Origin of the sequence: Inquilinus ginsengisoli (genome assembly GCF_050434925.1) — a bacterium.
GTDB classification, from domain to species: domain Bacteria; phylum Pseudomonadota; class Alphaproteobacteria; order DSM-16000; family Inquilinaceae; genus Inquilinus; species Inquilinus ginsengisoli_B.
The window spans coordinates 3790199-3809126 of record NZ_JBNDJK010000001.1; the positions used below are offsets into that span (position 1 = coordinate 3790199).

Consider the following 18928-nt stretch of genomic DNA (forward strand, 5'->3'; position numbering starts at 1 on the left):
GTTCGTAGAGCAGAGCCTATACCTAGGTCTTGGGCGACAGTCTGAACCGATGGTCTTTGCCTGCCGGGCGGTGACGACGATCCAATCCTCGGTCCTATACCAAAGTCTCTGTCCGGTGACCGCAAATCAGGGCCTCGCCAGCCCTCCTGTCCAATGGAGGCCGGGCCGGAGACCGCCATACCTTTCATCCCGTGGTCCCGACGACAATGCTTCCGGGTCGCTCGGAGACCTCTCCCGATACTCAAAAAACGAGGTGGCCTCATGTCTCCGCTCAAGAGCAAGCACATCCTCCTGCTGGCCTCGCTGCTGGCCTCCGTCGCTCCGGCGGTCGCGTCGGCCGCCCCCGCCGCGCCGATCAAGAACATCGTGCTGGTGCACGGCGCCTGGGTCGACGCGTCCGGCTGGAAGCCGGTCTACGACATCCTGACCAAGGATGGCTTCCACGTGACCATGGTGCAGCAGCCGCTGACCAGCCTCGCCGACGACGTCGCCGCCACCAAGCGGGTCCTCGATCAGCAGGACGGGCCGACCGTCCTGGTGGCCCACAGCTATGGCGGGTCGATCATCACCGAAGCCGGCGATGACCCGCATGTCGCGGCCCTGGTCTATGTCGCGGCCCATGCGCCGGATGTCGGCGAGGACGAGGCCGCGCTCGGCAAGAAGATGCCCAGCGTCATCTCGCAGGTGCCCGGCGCGGTGGTGAAGACGGCGGACGGCTATACCTATCTGCGGCCGGACCTCTTCCCCTCCCATTTCGCGGCCGACCTGCCGCTCGACCAGGCGAAGTTCGAGGCGCAATCCCAGGTCCCGACTGCGGCGGCGGTGTTCTCCACCCCGATGACCGCGGTCGCGTGGAAGACCAAGCCGAGCTGGGGCATCGTCGCCGCCGCCGACAAGATCATCAATCCGGATCTCGAGCGCTTCTACTACGAGCGGGCCCACAGCCGCGTCACCGTGCTCGAGGGCGCCAGCCACTCGGTCTACGAGTCCCGGCCGAAGGAGGTCGCCGCCGTGATCGAGCAGGCTGCCCGCTTGGCCACGACGGTCGCAGCCAAGTAAGCCGCTCCCGCCGCCCGGCCGTCAGGCGGGCCGGGCGAGCCCAATCCCGATCCCGATCCCTCCCCAGCAGTCGACGGAGGTGCGAGCGATGACCGCCCAATCGAAGGTCCCGGCGCAACGCGCATGGGATACCGGAAGACAATCCCGCGAGCAGCGCCTGGCCGCGGCCGGTCGCTACGCCCGAGGCAAGCTGGTCGCACCCGATGATGCGACCAGGCTGCTCGAGGCGGTGCTCCGCCCGGGAGACCGCGTCTGCCTGGAGGGTGACAACCAGAAACAGGCAGATTTCCTCGCGCGCAGCCTCGCCGGGGTGGACCCGAACACCGTCCGGGACCTGCACATCGTGCAGTCCGGGCTGGTCCTTGCCGAGCATCTCGACCTGTTCGAGGCCGGGATCGCCCGCCGGCTCGATTTCTCCTATTCCGGCCCGCAGGGCGCCGCGCTGGCGCGGGCGCTCAACGCCGGAAAGATCGAGCTCGGCGCGATCCACACCTATCTCGAGCTGTTCTCGCGCTACTTCGTCGACCTGACGCCGCATGTGGCATTGACCGTCGCGCGTTCCGCCGACCGAGACGGCAACCTCTATATGGGCCCGAACACGGAAGATTCTCCCGTTGTGATCGAGGCCACTGCGTTCAAGCAGGGCATCGTCATCGCCCAGGTGAACGAGATCGTCGACAAGGTGCCGCGCGTCGACGTTCCCGGCGACCGGGTCGACTTCGTCGTCGTCGCGCCCGAGACCTTCTATGTCGAGCCGCTGTTCACCCGCGACCCGGCGCAGATCACCGAGACCCAGATTCTGACCGGCATGCTGGCGATCCGCGGGATCTACGAGGAATATGGCCTCCGGCGGCTGAACCACGGGATCGGGTTCAACACCGCCGCGATCGAGCTGCTGCTGCCGACCTATGCCGAGCGGCTCGGGCTGAAGGGACGCATCGCCACCCATTTCGCCCTGAACCCGCATCCCACCCTGATTCCGGCGATCGAGACCGGCTGGGTGCAGCAGGTCCACAGCTTCGGGTCGGAGGTGGGCATGGATGCGTATATGCGCGCCCGCCCGGACATCTTCTTCACCGGCCGAGACGGTTCGATGGCCTCGAACCGCATGTACTGCCAGGCCGCCGGCCTGTACGCGACCGACCTCTTCATCGGGTCGACCCTGCAGATCGACCTGCAGGGCAACAGCTCGACCGTGACGCGCGACCGGATCGCGGGGTTCGGCGGCGCGCCGAACATGGGCTCCGACCCGCATGGCCGGCGCCATGCCAGCGAAGCCTGGCTGAAGGCGGGGCGGGAGGCGGCGGACGGGCAGACGCAGCTGCCGCGCGGCCGCAAGCTGGTGGTCCAGATCGTCGAGACCTTCGGCGACAAGCTGGTCCCAACCTTCGTCGAGCAGCTCGACAGCCTCCAGCTTGCCGAGGCGCTGCGCCTCGATCTCCCGCCGGTGATGATCTATGGCGACGACGTGACCCACATCGTCACGGAGGAGGGGATCGCGAACCTCCTGCTCTGCCGCACCGCCTATGAGCGCGAGCAGGCGATCCGCGGCGTGGCCGGGTACACGCCGGTCGGCCGGGCCCGCGACCGCCGCGTCGTCGAGGAACTGCGGGCCCGCAAGGTGATCCGGCGGCCGGAGGATCTCGGCATCGATCCGCTCGACACCCACAAGAGTCTGCTCGCCGCGCACTCCGTCAAGGAGCTGATGCACTGGTCGGGCAATCTCTACGACCCGCCCCGCAAATTCCGGAACTGGTAGGAGGCTGCCATGGTGATCATCAAGCTTCGATACGCCCCCGGCCGCCCGGCAGCGGGGCAAGCCCGAAGCGCCATCGTCGGCGTCGTCGCGTCCGGCAACCTGGAAATACTGCTCGAACGCACGCTGCCGGACACCGAGTGCTCGGTCGAGATCGCCACGCCGGTGCGCGGCTATGACGAGGTCTGGAAGGCGGTCGTCGCCGACTTCGTGGAACGCGCCTCCCCGGGCGGGCTCCGCATCTCGATCAATGACGGCGGGGCCCGTCCGGACACGGTCGCGCTGCGGCTGATGCAGGGCGTCCGGATGATGGAGGCGGCACGATGAATGACAATGCGATCCGCCAGTCTGCCAGCCACGACTCCGCGAGCTGGTTCCTGGCCTCCGCCCGCGAGCGTCTCGCCGGCCTGCTCGATCCGGACAGCTTCACCGAGATCCTGCCGCCGTCGGACCGCGTGCAGAGCCCGCACCTGGCTCTGTTCGACCTTCCCGCGGCGTTCGACGACGGTGTGATCGTCGGGCGCGGGCGCCTCGACGGCCGGGAGGTTCTGGTCGCCGCCCAGGAAGGGCAGTTCATGGGCGGCACCTTCGCCGAGGTGAGCGGGGCGAAGCTCGTCGGCCTGCTGCGGGCGGCGCGCGACCGTGCCGATCTCCCCGTCCTGCTGCTGCTCGACAGCGGCGGCGTGCGGCTGCAGGAGGCCAATGCCGGCGAGCTCGCCGTCGCCGAGGTGATGCGGGCGATCGCCGAAGCCCGCAGCGCCGGTGTCGCGGTCATCGCCCTCGTCGGCGGGCGCTCCGGGGCCTTCGGCGGCGCCGGCCTCACCGCCGCCACCTGCTCCCGGATCGCGATCTCCGAGCAGGGGCGGCTCGGCGTCACCGGCCCCGAGGTGATCGAGACCAACCAGGGCGTCGAGGAGTTCGACTCCAAGGACAAGGCCCTGGTCTGGAGCGTCACCGGCGGCCGGACGCGCCGCCTGATCGGGGGCGCCGACGCCTATGCCGTGGATACGATGGCCGGCTTTCGCGAGGCCGCTCTCGCCCTCCTCGACCGGGTGCCGGCCTTCGACGTGCGGACGCTGCAGGCCGAGCAGGAGAGGCTCGCGGCGCGGCAGGTCCGGCTCGGCGGCTGCAGCAGCGCCACCGAAATGTGGGCCACCCTCGGCATCGCCGATCCGGAGGGCGTCCGGGACATGGACGACGAGGCGTTCGCCGCGCTCGCCGCCACCGTGAAAGGACTGGATCATGACGGTCGATGAGATCTTGGCGGGGCTGTTCCCCGCCGGGCACGACGTGGTCGTGCGCCCCGACAAGCTGATCCTGGGGACCGGTCGGCGTGGGAATGGCGGCACCGTCGAGGTGATCGGCGTCGCCGATGGAGAGCCGCTCGGGATCGATGGCGTCCTGCCCCTCGCCGAACGGGTGCTTCGGGTCATCGCCGCCGGCGGCGACACGCCGATCCTGGTCATGGTGGACACCTGCAGCCAGCGCATGGCCCGCCGTGACGAGATGCTCGGCCTCAACGAATATCTCGCGCATCTTGCCAAATGCCTGCTGCTGGCCAGCCGGGAAGGGCATCGCACGGTCGGGCTGAACCACGGCAAGGCGGCCGCCGGTGCGTTCCTCGCCACCGGATTGGCGACGGACATCCTCGTCGCCTTGCCTGGCGCGGAGCCCGCCGTCATGGACCTGCCGTCGATGGCGCGGGTCACGAAGTTGCCGGAAGACACCCTCAGGGCGCTGTCGCAGACGACTCCCGTCTTCGCGCCCGGCCTCGCCTCCATGACAGAAGTCGGAGCGGTGGCGGAGATTTGGGATCCGCGCCGGCCGCTCGACGCCCAGCTCGAAGCGGCCCTGGCGGGCAGTTCAGGCCACGACGCCAGGGATGCGCTCGGTGCCGCGCGCGGCGGCCGGCGCCTGGCGTCGGAGCTGGCGCGGCGCGTGGCGGCACAGGTCGTCGAGAGCCGTCATGCTGCAGCGTCATGACCTGCTGCGCGTGACGCCGGACGGGTGGCCGGCGGTCCTGGCCGCATCGCCCGGCTTCCGGGACCTGGAGTACGGGCCCCGCCGGCTCGTCGCCGGCTGGGCCGAACGCGGCTGGCCGGTGATCGCACGCCGCCCGGCCGCCGGGGACGGGGAGGGCGGCGTCGCCGTCGGCCTCCCCCTGCCACCGGCCTACGGCAAGCTGCGCCTCGCCTTGTCCGTCCCTGCCGATCTGGTGGCGGAGACCGTCGCCGCCGTCCCCCTGGACGCGGCGGCGGGCTCGGTCCCGGCGGGCTGGCGACCGCAGGTCGGAAGGCTGATCGCCCTGGGCGAGCGGCTGGCGCTGCGGCCGATCCTGTTCGGCGCCCTGCTGTGGCAACGCATGACCGGCTTGCCCTACCTCCGGCCCGGATCGGACATCGACCTGATCTGGCCCAGACCAGCGGCGACGGCACTGCCCGACCTGCTCGACACGCTCGACCGGCTGGACACCGCCGGCCCGGTGCGGCTCGACGGCGAGATCGCCCTGTCAGCCGGCAGCGGGGTGAACTGGCGGGAGCTGCGGCAGGAGTTCCGGCGGCCCGGCGGGGCCGTGCTCGTCAAATCCATGGACGGAGCGGACATCCGATGCGTGCACACTCTCTTCGCGTGAGCCGACCGGCGCAGGACGCCGGCGTCACGCGCCGGCAGCCGGTATCCGGCCTGCCCGTTGCGATCGCCGAGCGGCTGGCCGACATGGCCGCCGCGGCGCTCGTCGCCGAGCTGGAAACCTGGCCGAAGCCCGGCCTGGTGAGCCATGTCGACAGCGGCAGCCACGTCGACATGGACCACACCACCTTCCGCCGCAGCGCCGCTGCGATCCGCCCCTTCTTTGGCCGCCTGGCCATGGCCGGCGGGGCGGGGGTGGAGATGGACCAGCTCCGGCAGATCGGACGGGAGGCCGAGGCGGCCATGCTCGCCGCCACCGGCGGCGTGAACACCCATCGCGGCGCGATCTTCGGCCTCGGGGCTGCTCTGCGCTGCGGCCGGCGCGGCCTCAGCAGATACGCGCCTCTCCGCCGTTCAGCTGACGGACATCGTCGCCCGACGTTGGGGCGATGCGATCCTGCGCGGTCCGATTCCGCTCCGCAGCCACGGCACCGACGTGCTGCGCCGGTTCGGGGCAGGGGGCGCCCGCGTGGAGGCTGCGGCCGGCTTCCCGCTGGTGCGGGAGATCGGGCTGCCGGCCCTGCACCAGGGACGCGCGCTCGCCCGGGAGGAAGGAGCCGCCCGAATCCAGGCCTTCTTCGCCCTGATGGCCGAGGTCGAGGACACGAACCTGCTCCATCGCGGCGGTGCCGCCGGGCTGCAGGATGCCCAACGCGCGGCCCGGCAGTTCCTGGCCGCCGGAGGCGTGGGGCAGGGGGGCTGGGACGCGCGTGCCGTGGCGATCCACCAGGCCTTCGTCCGACGGCGCCTCAGCCCCGGCGGATGCGCGGATCTGCTCGCCGCCACGATCTTCCTCGATGCCGTCAAGAGCGGGCTGTGACGGGCGTCGCCATCCTCTGCTCCGGGCAGGGCGCTCAGGCTGCGGGCATGTTCGACCTGGTCGGCGAGGCGCCCGAGGCGGCGCTCGTCTTCGCGGCCGCCCGGCGTGTGCTCGACGGCCGCGATCCAAGGGACTTGGTCCGCCGGGCGAGTGAAGCCGAGCTGCACCCCAACAGGCTGGCCCAGATTCTCTGCTGCACCCAGGCACTGGCCTTTTGGGCGGTGCTGGGGCCAGCCTCTCCTCGTCCCATTACAGTTGCGGGTTATAGCGCCGGCGAACTGGCCGCTTGGGGCATCGCCGGCGTTATCGATGCGGCGACCGTCCTGGACCTGACCGCCCGACGGGCCGCGCTGATGGACGATGTTTCGCGCTCCGCATCGGGCCTTGGCGCGGTGCTGGGCTTGCCGCGTGTGGAGATCGAAGCGATCTGCCGGGCGCATAATCTCCACATCGCCATCGTCAACGGCCCCCAGCATCTCCTCCTCGGCGGCGCCGCCGCCGATCTGGAGCCGGCTTTGGCGGAGGCCGGCCAGCGGGGGGCGAGCCGCACGGTTCTGCTGCCCGTGTCGGTCGCGTCGCATACGCCGTTGCTTGGCGACGCCAGCGAGCGGTTCGGTGAGCTGCTTCAGCAGCGGGTCGCCGGGACGCGCGTGCCGCCGGGCGTGCGATTGATCAGCGGTGTCGACGGCGCTTCCGTCCTGCTCCTGAAGGACGGCCTGCGGAAGCTCGCCTTGCAGGTCGGGCAGACCGTCGACTGGGCGGCCTGCATGGAGTCCTGCCGCGCCGCCCGTCCGCAGCGCGTGCTCGAACTCGGGCCCGGAGACGCCCTGGCGCGGATGGCCGGCGAGGCGATGCCCGACATCGCCGCCCGTAGCGTCACCGCCTTTCGGTCGCTGGACGGCATCCGCCGGTGGCTCGGCGCCTGACGCCAGGCGGCTTCAAGACCAAGGTATAGGTCCCTCCCGACGAACGCAGGGCGTCGACGTCCCGATGTGCAATGGAGCGGCCTGCCGCCTCGAACCTAACCTGTGACGGCTTCGGAAATTACCGGCCCTGCCTGAACAGAGGAGGTCGATCATGCGCCGCAAATTGCTTCTCGCCGTCGTGGGGATGGTGGCCGGGATCTCCGGCGCTCACTTCGTCCTCGGCACTGACAGTTTCGATCCCGTTTCGTCCGCGGCGCCGATTCCGGTCGTGCCCCCTGTGCCCGTCGCCGAGGCGAGTGTGACCAAGCAGGACGTGCCAATCGAGCTGGACGGGCTCGGCCGGGTCCAGGCCTTCAACACCGTCACCGTCCGCACCCAGGTCGAGGGGCAGATCCAGCGGATCGTCTTCAACCAGGGGCAGACGGTGCAGCAGGGCGACCTGCTGGTCACGATCGATCCACGGATTTACCAGGCCAAGCTCGAGCAGGACCAGGCCACCCTGGCCCGCGACCAGGCGCATCTGGCCAATGCACAGGCCAATCTCAACCGCTACAAGCCGCTGGAGCACTCGGGCTACGCGACCGACCAGCAGGTCGACACCCAGCAGGCGATGATCGACCAGCTCCAGGCGTCGATCAAAGGCGACCAGGCGGTGATCGACCAGGACCAGGTCGAGCTCGGCTATACGAAGATCACGGCGCCGATCAGCGGCGTCACCGGCTTCCGCCTGGTCGACGAGGGCAACGTCGTCCACCCGACCGACGCCAACGGCCTGGTCACCATCGCCCAGATCCAGCCGATCGCCGTGCTGTTCACGCTGCCGCAGTCGGCGCTGCCCGACATCCAGCGCCAGATGGCCAGCGCCGGGACCGCCGGTCTGAGGGTCGAGGCGTGGTCGCAGGACGGCGCGACCAGACTCGACACCGGCAAGCTCGAGACCCTGGACAACACCGTCGACGCGGCCAGCGGCACGATCACGCTGCGGGCGGATTTTCCGAACGCGCAGAAGCTGCTGTGGCCGGGCGAGTTCGTCGAGGCGCGGCTGGTCCTGCGGGTGCAGCAGGACGGACTGACCGTACCCGCCGCGGTGGTGCAGCGCGGGCCCGACGGCGCCTTCGCCTGGGTGGTGCGGCCCGACGCGACGGTGGCGCCGCAGCCGATCCAGGTGGCGCAGATGGTGCGCGGGACGGCGCTGGTCACCGCCGGCCTGACGGCGGGCCAGACCGTGGTCAGCGACGGGCAGTACGGCCTGCAGCCGGGTGACACCGTGGCCGCACGCAGCCCGGCCGACACCAAGGATGCGCCACTGATGAACGCACAGACCGACCAGCTGGGGATCCAGCCGTGAGCAAGAGCACCGCGCCCAATGGCGGTCTGTCCGGCCCGTTCATTCGCCGGCCGATCGCCACCCTGATGCTGATGATCGGCCTGGTGCTGGTCGGCGTCGTCGCCTATCGCTCCCTGCCGGTCGCGGCGCTGCCGTCGGTCGACCTGCCGACGATCCAGGTCACGGCGCAACTGCCCGGGGCCGACCCGGAGACCATGGCCTCCTCGGTGGCGACGCCGCTGGAGCGCCAGTTCGGCGAGATCCCCGGCCTGTCGCAGATGACCTCCGCCAGCGCCCTGGGCTTCACCCAGGTGACGCTGCAGTTCGACCCTTCCCGCACCGTGGACTCCGCCGCGGGCGACGTGCAGGCGGCGATCAACGCCGCCGGCGGCGATCTGCCGAAGACCATGCCGACGCCGCCGACCTACCGCAAGACCAACCCGGCCGACACGCCGATCCTGATCCTGGCCCTGACCTCCGACACCCTGCCGCTGACGACGGTCGACGACTATGCCGAAAGCATCCTGGCGCAGAAGCTGTCGCAGGTGCCGGGCGTCGGACTGGTCACCATCGGCGGCCAGCAGCAGCCGGCGATGCGGGTCGAAGTGAACCCGCAGCAGCTCGCCGCCCAGGGCCTGACGCTGGAGGACATCCGCACCGCGCTGTCCTCGGTCACGGTCGACGACCCAAAGGGCACGCTCGAAGGCAAGCAGCAGGCCTATGCGCTGCAGACCAACGACCAGCTGACCACGCTCGCCGGCTACAATCAGGCCATCATCGGCTACAAGAACGGCGCGCCGATCCGGGTCAGCGACATCGGCCATGCCGAGATCGGCCCGGCCAACGACCAGCTGGCCGCCTGGTACGGCCGTAACCGCGGAATCATCCTGGCGGTCCAGCGCCTGCCGGGCGCCAATGTGATCCAGACCGTCGACAGCATCCGGCGCGAGCTGCCGCAGCTGGAGGCGTCGCTGCCGCCGGCGATCAAGATCGCCGTGGTGTCCGACCGCACCACCACCATCCGCGCCTCGGTCGCCGACGTGCAGTTCACGCTGGTCCTGACCATCGGCCTGGTGGTGCTGACCATCCTCCTGTTCCTGCGGAATGTCTGGGCCACCATCATCCCGGGGATCGCGGTGCCGATCTCGATCGTCGGCACCTTCGCGGTGATGGCCGTGCTCGGCTACTCGCTCGACAACCTGTCGCTGATGGCGCTGTCGGTCGCGGTCGGCTTCGTGGTCGACGACGCGATCGTGATGGTCGAGAACATCGTCCACCATCTGGAGCAGGGCAAGACACCGCTGCAGGCGGCCCTGGACGGGGCCGGCCAGATCGGCTTCACCATCCTGTCGATCTCGGTGTCGCTGGTGGCGGTGTTCATCCCGCTGCTGCTGATGGGCGGCGTCATCGGCAAGCTGTTCCAGGAGTTCGCGGTCACGGTCGCCGTCGCCATCGCCGTCTCGGCCCTGGTGTCGCTGACGCTGACGCCGATGCTCTGCGCCCGCCTGCTCAAGCCGATGGCCGGAGGCCCGGCGCGGCACGGCCGGGTGTACCGGCTGCTGGAGGCCGGGTTCGAGCGCCTGGCCGCGGGCTACGAAGCGGCGCTCGACCGGGTGCTGCAGCACCAGCGCCCGGCCCTCCTGGTCATGATCGCGACCATCGCGCTGACCGGGTACCTGTTCGTCACCATCCCGAAGGGCTTCTTCCCGCAGCAGGACACCGGCCTGATCGCCGGCGTCACCGAGGCGGCGCAGGACGTGTCGACCGGAGCCCTGGCCGAGAAGCAGCAGCAGGTCGTCGACGTGCTGCTGCGGGATCCGGCGGTCGCCTCGGTCGCCAGCTATATCGGGCCTGGCGGCACCAACCCGTCGCCGAACCAGGGCCGCATGTACATCTCGCTGAAGCCGCAGGGGCAGCGTGGCCCGGACTCCACGGCCGACCAGGTGATCGCGCGGCTCGACAAGGAGCTGCAGCCGGTCACCGGCATCCGCCTCTACATGCAGGCCGCCCAGGACATCACGATCGGCGGCCGGACGGCCAAGACCCAGTACCAGTACACGCTGACCGACGTGAACGCGCAGGAGCTGGCGTCCTGGGCGCCCAAGGTGGTCGCCGCGGTGTCTCGGCTGCCCAGCGTCGTCGACGCGACCAGCGACCAGGAGAGCACGGGCCTGCAATTCTCGATCCAGATCGACCGGGACGCGGCGTCTCGCCTGGGCATCGCGCCGCAGGACGTCGACAACGCGCTGTACGACGCCTTCGGCCAGCGGGTCGTGACCAAGGTCTTCACCTCGCTCAACCAGTACTATGTCATCCTGGAGGTCGACCCGGCCTTCCGCCGGGGACCGGATGCCCTGCAGTCGGTCTATCTGCGCTCCTCCGCCGGGCAACCCGTGCCGCTGAGCGAGATCGCGCACCAGGTGCCGACGACGGCGCCGCTGGTGGTCAATCATCAGAGCCAGTTCCCGTCGGTCACGGTGTCCTTCAACCTGGCACCGCACAGCTCGATCGGGACGGCGGTGGCCGATGTCGACCGCGCGGTGGCGGCGCTGCACCTGCCGGCCAGCATCCAGGGCGGGTTCCAGGGCACGGCGCATGCCTATGAGACCGCCCTGGCCGGTCAGCCGGCCCTGATTGCGGCCGCCCTCGTCGCCGTCTACCTGATCCTCGGCATGCTGTATGAGAGCGCCGTCCACCCGGTGACGATCCTGTCGACCCTGCCGTCGGCCGGTCTCGGCGCGCTGCTGGCGCTGATGGCGGCGGGGATGCCGCTCGACGTGATCGGCATCATCGGCATCGTGCTGCTGATCGGCATCGTCAAGAAGAACGGCATCATGATGATCGACTTCGCGCTGGCGGCGGAGCACGCAGGCAAGTCGCCGGTCGAAGCGGTGCGCGAGGCCTGCCTGTCGCGCTTCCGCCCGATCCTGATGACGACGATGTGCGCGATCCTGGGCGGCATTCCGCTGATGATCGGGACGGGCACCGGATCGGAGATCCGCCAGCCCCTCGGCTACGCCATCGTCGGCGGCCTCATGGTCAGCCAGGTGCTGACGCTGTTCACCACGCCGATCGTGTACCTCTATCTCGGCCGCCTCGGCCAGACGGCGCGGCGGTTGCGGCAGACCGCAAGGTCCGTCCGCGTGGACAGCCCCCCGGCCTGAAGGTCAGACTGCGGGCGAGCTCACCGAGACGTCGATCTGCTGCCGCTCCGACGGCGCACCAACTCATCGTAGTGGGATCGAAGAGCTTCCCCAGGCGGGGCCAGCTGGTCAGAAAGGTGCACGGCCTTTGGCCGCCGCGGAATGAGCTACGGGTGACCAGCTCTCGCCGATCGGGCCGCAAGCGAAAGCTTGCCCCCGTTGCCGATGGCCAATCGACTGTTCGATTCCTGGATGTTGTTGCCTGCCGACTTCGCCTGAATTCTGGTTCAACGCGCGATAACGAAGTCAGCTATCGCGCACCGGACAGCTTGCTGCGCGGTCGCCGCCACTGGAGCGCAATCGGCGGAGGGCGCTCGCAGAAGCGCTGGGCCATCTCATTGAAAATCTTGGGCCAAGCCTCTGCCGGTCCGCTGGTCTCCACGGATGCCATCACGGCATTATCACCCCGATATATCACCATATTCCTATACATGGCCCGAGGCTGGTCATGTAAAATCCGTTCGCGAAGATCGGCGATCATGCGGGATCGACTCCGTGATTGCCGTCGGCGGACGGGAATGCTGAAGCGCGGCCGATCGGCAGCAGTGCAAGACCGAGCAGAGTGCACCCGCAGCGAGTAATTTAGGACGTCATGTCGGAACTGGATTCTGTGCAGTGTGGCGTATCGTGAACGGAAGCAGCCTGGGCTGCAGGGGGGCTGGCCCGATCAGCGATGGCGTCCCGTCGCGGGAGCACGCGGGACCCGATTCGTTTTCCGATCTCGATGAATGATCGGCCGCTCATCAATGTCGAGGGGGGGCGCATTTTCGTTCGGCCCTTTCCGCCTCTATCCGGCCCAGCAACTGCTTCTGGAGGGTGATGCCCGCATTCGCCTCGGCAGTCGCGCCCTGGAGATCTTGACCGCGCTCGTCGAGCGCGCCGGCGAGGTGATCACCAAGCAGACCCTCATGACCCGAGTATGGCCTGACACCCTCGTGACGGACGGGAATCTCAAGGTCCATATCGCAGCCCTTCGAAGGGCGCTCGGCGAAGGGCAGCCCGGTCGTCGCTACGTCGTGACAGTATCCGGCCGAGGATATCGCTTTGTGGCGCCGGTGGAGGCCTTCGGGCCCGAAGGACTGCAGGCGCAGGAGGGCATCGAAGCGGAAAGCGCGCACAATCTGCCTGCCTCCGTGATCCGGATCATCGGCCGTGCGGGTGTGATCGACACGCTCCTGCGTCAGCTGGCGAAGCACCGGTTCATGACCGTCGTTGGCCCAGGTGGGATCGGCAAGACGACAGTGGCCGTCGCTGCGGCCCACATGCGTGTCTCCGTCTATGAGCACGGGACTTGGTTCGTCGACTTGGCGCCGACGGGCCACCCGAAACTGGTCGCGAGAGCGCTTGCTTCGGTGCTCGGCCTGACGACCCATTCGCTGGACGTCACTGCCGCACTCATCGCCTTTCTGCGGGACAAGCAAATGCTGATCGTGCTCGACAGCTGCGAGCACGTGATCGACGAGGCTGCCTTCCTGGCGGAGCAGATCATCAACGCTGCTCCCGGCGTCCACGTCCTGGCCACGAGCCGCGAGCCGCTACGGGCGCGGGGCGAGCGCCTGCAGCGGCTCTCGCCGTTGGAGACCCCGGCCGACCCGTCCAGTTTGACGGCCGCGGAGGCGCTCGCGTTCCCGGCCATTCAGCTGTTTGTCGAGCGGGCGGCAGAGAGTCTGGAAGGGTTCGAGCTGAAAGATGCCGATGCCCTGGTCGTCGCCGAGATCTGCCGCACACTGGATGGGATCGCGCTTGCAATCGAGCTCGCGGCCACTCGCGTCGACGCCTTTGGCCTAAGGGAGCTGTCAACCCTTCTCGAGGATCGATTCCGGCTGCTGAGGCATGGACGACGCACGGCCATGCCGCGGCATCAATCCCTCGCGGCGGCGCTCGACTGGAGCTACGAGCTCCTGCCCGAAGGAGAGCGCACCATTTTGCGCCGCCTCTCGGTGTTTGCCGGCAGCTTCACTCTCCAATTGGCCAGCGCCATCGCGGCGAACGATCGGATCCCCGTTCCGGATGTCGTCGACGGCGTGGGGAGTCTGGTGGCCAAGTCGCTCATTTCGGCAGACATCGGCGGCGCTAAGGTACAATACCGGCTGCTCGACACGACCCGCGCCTACGCTCGGCAAAAGCTTGTCGAGAGCGGCGAGATCGATGCCGTTCTGCGGCGTCATGCCGAACACCACCGGGATCTGTTGGAGCGAGCCGGGGTCGAGGCAGAATCGCGATCTGCGGCCGAGTGGTGGGCCGACCACGCCCGCAGGGTCGATGATGTCCGCCATGCGCTGAACTGGGCTTTCTCGCCGTCCGGCGACGAAGCTCTCGGAATGTCCCTGACTGTCGCGGCGATTCCTCTGTGGACGCATCTGTCGCTGTTGGAGGAATGCCGAGCCTGTGTCGAAAGGGCGCTCGCATGCGGCAAGGCCGGAGTTCTCGGTGACCTGGACGACATGAAGCTCCATACCGCCCTCGGCACCGCACTTCTGTATGTGAGAGGGCCGGTGCTCCAGATCGATGTCGCCTGGGGGAGAGCTCTCGAGATTGCCGAACGGCTCTCCGACAGCGACTATCAGTTGCGTGTGCTGTGGGGTTTGTCCCTGTATCGCGTCTATGTTGGACGCTATCGAGCCGCCCTGGCGTTCGCACGACGGTTTCGCGCCGTCGCGCAGAAGAAAGACGACACCGTCGCTCGGCTGAGCGGGGACAGGCTGATCGCGACCGCGCTGCACTACCTGGGGCGTCACACAAGCGCACGCCGCCGCCTGGATCGCATGCTCGGCGCATACGTGGCCCCTGCGCAGAGCTCGCACATCGCGCGCTTGCAATGGGACCAGCGGGCGGTGGCCCTCGGCACATTGTCGGTCATCCTCTGGCTCCAGGGCTTTCCGAACCAGGCGGTCGACACGGCCCGGAGCGCGCTTGACGAAGCCCGGGCCACCAATCATCCGCTTTCCGTGTGCAACGCGCTCGGCCACGCGGCCTTTCCGATCGCCATGTACGTCGGAGACCGGGTCACGGCGGAGCAGCTGGTGACCATGCTTCTCGACCATTCGGCAAGTCATGGGTTGAGGGTCTGGAACGCCGTGGGCCGCTGTTTGCGGGGGGCACTCCTCATCGAGTCGGGAGACGGGGCCGGCCTGTCGCTGCTTCGGCTCGCTCTTGACGAGCTTCGCGACGCGAGATTTGGGCTTCGCTACGCATCCTATTGCGGCGTGCTCGCCCACGGGCTCGGCGCCGGCGGTCGGCCGGATGAGGCCCGCGGCACGATCGAGGATGCGCTGGAGTGGTGCGGGCGGAACGAGGAGCGTTGGTCCATGCCGGAGCTCCTTCGCATCAGAGGCGAAATCCGTCGACTGGAGGGATCTGCCATGGCAATCGCCGCGGCAGAGGACGACTTTCGGCAGGCTCTCGAAATGGCACGCCGGCAGGAGGCACTGTCATGGGAGCTGCGCGTCGCCACCAGCCTCGCCCGGCTTTGGCGCCTGCAGGGCAGAAGCGGAGAGGCGGATGATCTCCTGTCTGCGGTGTACTGCCGGTTCGGCGAGGGATTTGGAACAGTTGATCTCAAGGCCGCCCGTGCACTGATGCTCGATTGCCGAGTGAGGGGCAGGCCCGGTGAGTCTCCTGAGGCGCGCTGCTCCTTAACTCAGGGCACAACGTCCCTTTGATGCTGTGAATTCGCCGGGCTGTTGAGCGGACGGGGATTAGTCAGCCGAGACGGGCGCGCCTCGGCTGGCGATGACGCGATCACGATCGAAGAGACCGCCGTCACTTCGCCGAAACTTTACCTTTCTTAATGCGATGGCGACGTTCTTTGGGGTACCCGAGGCTGATTTCACCCTGCTCAGGGGTAGCCCGGAATCGTTCCATTACACAGCGGAATCCGGGAATGGGCTTGATCGGAACTTTTGTCCGAATTGCGGGTCCCGTCTCTTCACCAGCAATTTGATAGGCTTTCCCGGTCTGGTCTTCGTGATGACCGGGAGCCTGGACCGGCCCGAAGGCATTGAGCCGAAGCTCGAGATGTTCATCAAGCGTCGCCTCGGATGGACGAAGGCGCTGGCCATCCCGCAATTTCCCGGCATGCCGAGTTAAGCGGACAGTTCAGCATCCCCGGCAACGGAGAGCCATCGTTCGAACGACCCAACGCAGAGGCTGCCGGCTTTCGGCGCGGGCGGAACGATGAAGGGCGAAGGGCCGCCGGCAACCGGCGGCCCTATCGAATTCGTTGGGAGACCTCGGCTCAGCGGAGGTCGGTTCATCGAAATTTGACCATTCTTTACGCTTGGCAAAGCCCCGGCCGGCTTAAGGATTGGACGTCCCTGGACCAGCGACAGGCCCGCAAAGAAAGGGGAGACCATATGTCCAACGAGCCCAACGACACCCATGAGCTGGCAGACCCCGATCGCCGGGAGATCCTGCGCGTCGCCAGCGGTGCTGCGATCGCCGGAATTTCTGCTGCCGCCATGGCGCTCGACAGCCCGGCCTTTGCCCAGAAGGCCGCCGGGGCAGACCCACGCGCCGCGACGGGAGATCGCAACGACGCGCCGCTCGGTGCGCGGCTCCAAGGCGTGCAGCACTTCGGCCTCACGGTCCAGAACATGGACCGCGCGTTCGCGTTCTACACCGAGGTGCTCGGCGGCACCGAGGTGATGCGCGACGGCGATTTCCGAGGCGAGAAGATCCACAACACGCTGCTGACCGATCAGGAGATCCTGGCTCGGGAGCGCGGGGTCAATCCGCGAACCATCGGCGTGCCGGACCTGAAGGATGGCGGGCAGCGCCTCGACGTGCGCTTCGTGCAGTTCGACAACGTCGTGATCGAGCTCCTGCAGTACCGCGATGCCCAGCAGCCGATGGGAAACGGGGACAGCTGGGCGGAGCCGCGCGACCATATGAGCCCGGCCTATCCGCGGTCGATGCACATCTGCTTCTACATCCGCGACGATGTCGACTTTAACAAGTTCATCCACGACCTCGAGGCGGAATCGGCGCGCCGCGGCATGACGCAAGTGAAGGCCAATCGCGTGATCACGGTGACGTCGGAACAGGAGCGCCTGGCCGCCCCGCTCGACGCGAATACCAACAGGATCACCGAAGGCAAATCGAACGGATGGTCCCTGATCTATTGCAAGGGGCCGGAGGGCGAGCAGCTCGAATTCGTCCAGGCGCTCGGCCCCGTGAAGAAGACGTTCGAGGACGCCATGGCAGACCGTCGGCGCATGCTCGCCGCTGACGGAGGCTGACGGAGGCTGACGGGCCACGGATTCCTTTGGCCAGCGTGCAAAGCGGCGGCGCAAAAACGCCAGATGTCCGGTCGGCACGGCCTTTGAGCCGTTCGAAGACACAAGGGGTGATCAACCATGTCCAGGACGACGCGCCCGGCTATTGGACTTCCCGTGCTTGCAGGTCTCGCCTGCGCTGCAGCCGCGACTTCGGCGATGGCGCAGGAAGGGCCGGGCAGGGGGTATTCGCAGGTGCCGCATGGCGCCTATTCGATCGTCGCGGAGGTGCGGGCAAAGCCCGGCAAGGAAGCCGAACTGCGCGCCGCGACACTGCCGCTTGTCGCGCTCGTCCGGAGCGACCCGAAGAATCTCGTCTACTTCCTGCAAGAGGACCGTGCGGCGCCCGGCCATTTCATCTTCTACGAGATCTTCGCCAATCAGGCTGATTTCGACGCGCACAACGCCATGCCCTACGTGAAGGACTGGTTCGCCAAGCTGCCCGAGCTCGCCGACGGCGGCGTCAAGGTCATGAAGATGGAGATCCTCGCGGGGTCTCCCGGGTAGGGGCCAGCGGGACGCCGAGCGCCGGATCGGCACGGATTCGTACAGCCATCGCGAATGGGAGGCAGGAATGCTGGACAAGGCCTATCGCGGTCAATGCGCCGCCGTGACGGTGCATTGCACGGATGAAGCGCAGCGGCGCAAGCGGGGCCTCACGCTGTTCGCCCTGGCGCTCGGCAGCTTCTGCATCGGGACGTCCGAGTTCGCGAGCATGGGGATCCTTCAGCTGTTCTCGGCCAGCCTCGGCATCGACATCCCCACGGCGACGAATGCGATTGCGGCCTATGCCTTCGGCGTGGTGATCGGCGCTCCTCTGGTGACGCTGATAGCGGCGCGGCTGAACCGGCGGACGCTGCTGCTGTGCCTGATGGGCCTGTTCATCCTCGGCAACGTCCTGTCGGCGATCGCCACGGATCTCGGCATGCTCGCCCTGGCGCGCTTCGTCAGCGGCATGCCGCAAGGTGCCTATTTCGGCGCCGGCGCCGTGGTGGCGTCTTCCATCGTCGGCCCCGGCCATGCAGGAAAGGCGTTCGCACTGGTCATGACCGGGCTGACGGTCGCGACCATCATCGGCTCGCCGCTGGCCACTTTCCTCGGCCAGACCCTGGGATGGCGAAACACCTATGTCACCGTCGCCGGGGTCGCCTCGCTGGCCTTCCTTGCCCTGTGGGCCTGGGTGCCCCGGACCGAGGCGCTTCACGGCGGGCCGGTGGTGCAGGAGCTGGCCTCGCTGCGCAAGCCGGCCGTCTGGGTCATGATGCTCGTCGCGGCGCTCGGCGTTGCCAGCATCTTCGCCGTCTACACCTTCATCGGCCCCCTCGTCACCGACGTCGCGATTCTCGATCAAGGCTGGATTCCGGTCGCGCTGGCGCTGTTCGGCCTCGGCATGACCGCGGGCAACCTGATCGGCGGACATCTGGCGGATGCCTACCCCGCGCGGGGACTGGTCATGGGCTTCGGCAGCGCCCTGGTCGTGCTCGTGGTGCTGGCGGCCGGCGGCGGCACCGTATGGATCCTGATGCCGGCGCTGTTCGGCGTCGGCATGACGATGATGGTCGCCATCCCCACGATCCAGGTGCGCCTCACGGGCTTCGCCCCGGAAGCCCCTACGCTGATGGGGGCCATGAATCTTGCGGCGCTCAACGTCGCCAACGCCATCGGTGCCTGGGCGGGCAGCCTGACCATCGCCGCCGGCTACGGCCTGCTGTCCGCCGTATGGGCAGGCTTCGGGCTGACGCTCCTAGGTCTTCTCGTCTTCGCGCTCACCCTGCCCAAGACGCCTCAGCTCGCGCCCGCGTGATTGCGGTCATGCTCTTCACATGGTCGGATGGTGTCGCGCGTGAGCAGGAGCATGGGCCGATACGGAGTT

The 18928-nt window shown here is 68.3% G+C and carries 14 protein-coding genes and 2 pseudogenes; all 16 read left to right on the forward strand.

Going from position 1 to position 18928, the window contains the following annotated elements; translation table 11 throughout:
* Positions 1-261: 261 nt before the first annotated feature.
* The 16 genes and pseudogenes from QFZ27_RS18015 to QFZ27_RS18090 all read left to right on the forward strand — a co-directional run bounded on the left by QFZ27_RS18015 (position 262) and on the right by QFZ27_RS18090 (position 18859).
* Entirely contained in the window at positions 262-1059 is a 798-nt protein-coding gene (locus QFZ27_RS18015; protein ID WP_429227760.1) for an alpha/beta hydrolase, read from the forward strand.
* 88 nt (positions 1060-1147) lie between these two features.
* Entirely contained in the window at positions 1148-2818 is a 1671-nt protein-coding gene (mdcA, locus tag QFZ27_RS18020; RefSeq protein WP_429227761.1) for a malonate decarboxylase subunit alpha, read from the forward strand.
* A 9-nt stretch (positions 2819-2827) separates the two neighbouring features.
* Positions 2828-3142 carry a malonate decarboxylase acyl carrier protein gene (gene mdcC / locus QFZ27_RS18025; RefSeq protein ID WP_429227762.1) on the forward strand — a complete coding sequence of 105 codons (315 nt, stop codon included), beginning with the start codon at positions 2828-2830 and terminating at the stop codon, positions 3140-3142.
* Positions 3139-4071 carry a biotin-independent malonate decarboxylase subunit beta gene (locus QFZ27_RS18030; RefSeq protein WP_429227763.1) on the forward strand — a complete coding sequence of 311 codons (933 nt, stop codon included), beginning with the start codon at positions 3139-3141 and terminating at the stop codon, positions 4069-4071. Before mdcC ends, QFZ27_RS18030 begins: the two co-directional genes overlap by 4 nt.
* Positions 4058-4798 carry a biotin-independent malonate decarboxylase subunit gamma gene (locus QFZ27_RS18035; RefSeq protein ID WP_429227764.1) on the forward strand — a complete coding sequence of 247 codons (741 nt, stop codon included), beginning with the start codon at positions 4058-4060 and terminating at the stop codon, positions 4796-4798. Before QFZ27_RS18030 ends, QFZ27_RS18035 begins: the two co-directional genes overlap by 14 nt.
* Positions 4782-5447, forward strand: a complete 666-nt coding sequence (gene mdcG / locus QFZ27_RS18040; RefSeq protein ID WP_429227765.1) for a malonate decarboxylase holo-[acyl-carrier-protein] synthase — start codon at positions 4782-4784, stop codon at positions 5445-5447. The genes QFZ27_RS18035 and mdcG overlap by 17 nt, the downstream gene beginning before the upstream one ends.
* Before the next feature lie 83 nt (positions 5448-5530).
* Positions 5531-5740 (forward strand): annotated as a pseudogene (locus tag QFZ27_RS18045) (triphosphoribosyl-dephospho-CoA synthase); the annotation flags it as partial.
* A gap of 121 nt (positions 5741-5861) precedes the next feature.
* A complete protein-coding gene (locus QFZ27_RS18050; RefSeq protein WP_429232469.1) occupies positions 5862-6323 on the forward strand; it encodes a triphosphoribosyl-dephospho-CoA synthase in 462 nt (153 codons plus the stop codon).
* 26 nt (positions 6324-6349) lie between these two features.
* A pseudogene (locus tag QFZ27_RS18055) lies at positions 6350-7249 on the forward strand (acyltransferase domain-containing protein); the annotation flags it as partial.
* Between the two features lie 151 nt (positions 7250-7400).
* Positions 7401-8597, forward strand: a complete 1197-nt coding sequence (locus QFZ27_RS18060) for an efflux RND transporter periplasmic adaptor subunit (RefSeq protein ID WP_429227766.1) — start codon at positions 7401-7403, stop codon at positions 8595-8597.
* Complete coding sequence (locus QFZ27_RS18065) at positions 8594-11740, forward strand: efflux RND transporter permease subunit (protein ID WP_429227767.1); 3147 nt, start codon at positions 8594-8596, stop codon at positions 11738-11740. The genes QFZ27_RS18060 and QFZ27_RS18065 overlap by 4 nt, the downstream gene beginning before the upstream one ends.
* A gap of 767 nt (positions 11741-12507) precedes the next feature.
* Positions 12508-15441: an ATP-binding protein gene (locus QFZ27_RS18070; RefSeq protein ID WP_429227768.1), complete on the forward strand. Its 2934-nt coding sequence runs from the start codon at positions 12508-12510 to the stop codon at positions 15439-15441.
* Between the two features lie 133 nt (positions 15442-15574).
* The gene (locus QFZ27_RS18075) at positions 15575-15868 is read left to right on the forward strand and encodes a GFA family protein (protein WP_429227769.1); all 294 of its coding nucleotides are present in this window, start codon (positions 15575-15577) and stop codon (positions 15866-15868) included.
* A 266-nt stretch (positions 15869-16134) separates the two neighbouring features.
* A complete protein-coding gene (locus QFZ27_RS18080; protein ID WP_429227770.1) occupies positions 16135-17019 on the forward strand; it encodes a VOC family protein in 885 nt (294 codons plus the stop codon).
* A 117-nt stretch (positions 17020-17136) separates the two neighbouring features.
* The gene (locus QFZ27_RS18085; RefSeq protein WP_429227771.1) at positions 17137-17562 is read left to right on the forward strand and encodes a putative quinol monooxygenase; all 426 of its coding nucleotides are present in this window, start codon (positions 17137-17139) and stop codon (positions 17560-17562) included.
* A gap of 67 nt (positions 17563-17629) precedes the next feature.
* Entirely contained in the window at positions 17630-18859 is a 1230-nt protein-coding gene (locus QFZ27_RS18090) for an MFS transporter (protein ID WP_429227772.1), read from the forward strand.
* The last annotated feature ends 69 nt before the right edge of the window (positions 18860-18928 follow it).

Excerpts from the sequence above, each read along its gene's own strand:
- QFZ27_RS18015 (WP_429227760.1), top strand. The coding sequence starts at position 262 with ATGTCTCCGCTCAAGAGCAAGCACATCCTCCTGCTGGCCTCGCTGCTG.
- mdcA (WP_429227761.1), top strand. The coding sequence starts at position 1,148 with ATGACCGCCCAATCGAAGGTCCCGGCGCAACGCGCATGGGATACCGGA.
- mdcC (WP_429227762.1), top strand. The coding sequence starts at position 2,828 with ATGGTGATCATCAAGCTTCGATACGCCCCCGGCCGCCCGGCAGCGGGG.
- QFZ27_RS18030 (WP_429227763.1), top strand. The coding sequence starts at position 3,139 with ATGAATGACAATGCGATCCGCCAGTCTGCCAGCCACGACTCCGCGAGC.
- QFZ27_RS18035 (WP_429227764.1), top strand. The coding sequence starts at position 4,058 with ATGACGGTCGATGAGATCTTGGCGGGGCTGTTCCCCGCCGGGCACGAC.
- mdcG (WP_429227765.1), top strand. The coding sequence starts at position 4,782 with ATGCTGCAGCGTCATGACCTGCTGCGCGTGACGCCGGACGGGTGGCCG.
- QFZ27_RS18060 (WP_429227766.1), top strand. The coding sequence starts at position 7,401 with ATGCGCCGCAAATTGCTTCTCGCCGTCGTGGGGATGGTGGCCGGGATC.
- QFZ27_RS18070 (WP_429227768.1), top strand. The coding sequence starts at position 12,508 with ATGATCGGCCGCTCATCAATGTCGAGGGGGGGCGCATTTTCGTTCGGC.
- QFZ27_RS18075 (WP_429227769.1), top strand. The coding sequence starts at position 15,575 with ATGGCGACGTTCTTTGGGGTACCCGAGGCTGATTTCACCCTGCTCAGG.
- QFZ27_RS18080 (WP_429227770.1), top strand. The coding sequence starts at position 16,135 with ATGTCCAACGAGCCCAACGACACCCATGAGCTGGCAGACCCCGATCGC.
- QFZ27_RS18085 (WP_429227771.1), top strand. The coding sequence starts at position 17,137 with ATGTCCAGGACGACGCGCCCGGCTATTGGACTTCCCGTGCTTGCAGGT.
- QFZ27_RS18090 (WP_429227772.1), top strand. The coding sequence starts at position 17,630 with ATGCTGGACAAGGCCTATCGCGGTCAATGCGCCGCCGTGACGGTGCAT.